This is a genomic window from Aeromicrobium sp. Leaf272, assembly GCF_001422865.1.
GTDB lineage: Bacteria > Actinomycetota > Actinomycetes > Propionibacteriales > Nocardioidaceae > Aeromicrobium.
In genome coordinates, this window is the sequence record NZ_LMMY01000009.1 from 216,168 (window position 1) to 217,435 (window position 1,268).

Here is a 1,268-nt window from a genome sequence, read left to right on the forward strand (position 1 = left end):
TAGGCTGACGACATGGACCTCGGACTGGCAGGCAGGACGTACGTCGTCACCGGTGGGACCCGCGGACTGGGTCGCGCGACGGCGGAGGTGCTCGTGGCCGAGGGCGCGAACGTCGTGCTCTCCTCCCGCTCGCAGGAGTCGGTCGACGCCGCCGTGCGGGAGCTGGGCTCGGCCGGTCCCGGCGGAGCGGTCGGCATCGCCGCCGACAACGCCCACGAGGACACCGCCACCTCACTGGTCGCCGTCGCGCAGGAGCACTTCGGCGCTGTGCACGGAGCCCTGGTGAGCGTGGGCGGCCCGCCTCCGGGCACCGTGCTGGGACGCACCGACGCGGAGTGGCGCGGCGCCTTCGAGAGCGTCTTCCTCGGCGGCCTGCGCATCGCCACCGCGGTCGCCGAGGCGATCGAGCCGGGACGGGGCGGCTCCATCGCGCTCGTCCTGTCGACGTCGGCCAAGATGCCCGTCACCGGGCTGGGCATCTCCAACGGCCTCCGCCCAGGGCTGGCCATGGCGGCGAAGGACCTGTCCGACGAGCTGGGCCCTCGCGACGTGCGTGTGAACGCGTTGCTGCCCGGACGCGTGGACACCGAGCGCGTGCAGGAGCTGGACGCGCTGTCCGGCGACGCGGCGGGCTCCCGCGAGCGCGCCGCCGCCGCCATCCCGCTGCGCCGCTACGGCCGACCCGAGGAGTTCGGTCGCGCCGCGGCCTTCCTGCTCTCCCCCGCGTCGGGCTACCTGACCGGCGTCATGCTCCCGGTCGACGGCGGCCTGTCGCGCGGTCTCTGACGCCCCCGCGTCAGCGCCGGGGCAGGACCGTCTGCTCCGGTTCCGAGTGGTCGGCGGGCGTCCAGCCGGGCGGGCCGAACAGGTAGCCGAGCTTGTCGCGGAACCCGTGGGCCGAGCGCACGTCGCGCACGATCTCGACGTAGTCGCCGTACTGCAGCTTCAGCAGGTTGTACGTCTCGACCTTCTTGGTCAGGCCGTAGGTGGGGCGCTGTCGCTCCTCGGTGAACGAGCCGAACAGCCGGTCCCACACGATGAGGATGCCGCCGTAGTTCTTGTCGAGGTACTCGGGGTCGCTGCCGTGGTGCACCCGGTGGTGGGACGGCGTGTTGAACACGTACTCGACGGGCCTCGGCAGCTTCGTGACCAGCTCGGTGTGCACGTAGAACTGGTAGATCAGGTTGAAGCCGAACGCCACGTAGAGCGTCCACGGCGCGAAGCCGAGCAGCGGCAGCGGCAGCCAGAAGAAGAACTCGAACCAGGGG

2 protein-coding genes are annotated in these 1,268 nt (G+C 71.9%); one reads left to right on the plus strand and one right to left on the minus strand.

Annotated elements, in window-relative coordinates; translation table 11 throughout:
• Positions 1-12 precede the first annotated feature (12 nt).
• Complete coding sequence (locus tag ASF38_RS02595) at positions 13-786, plus strand: SDR family oxidoreductase (protein ID WP_056556110.1); 774 nt, start codon at positions 13-15, stop codon at positions 784-786.
• 10 nt (positions 787-796) lie between these two features.
• On the opposite strand, the gene ASF38_RS18625 is transcribed toward ASF38_RS02595, so the two are convergent.
• Positions 797-1,268, minus strand: a 472-nt coding sequence (locus ASF38_RS18625; RefSeq protein ID WP_235497353.1) for a sterol desaturase family protein, incomplete at its 5' end; no start/stop codon positions are given.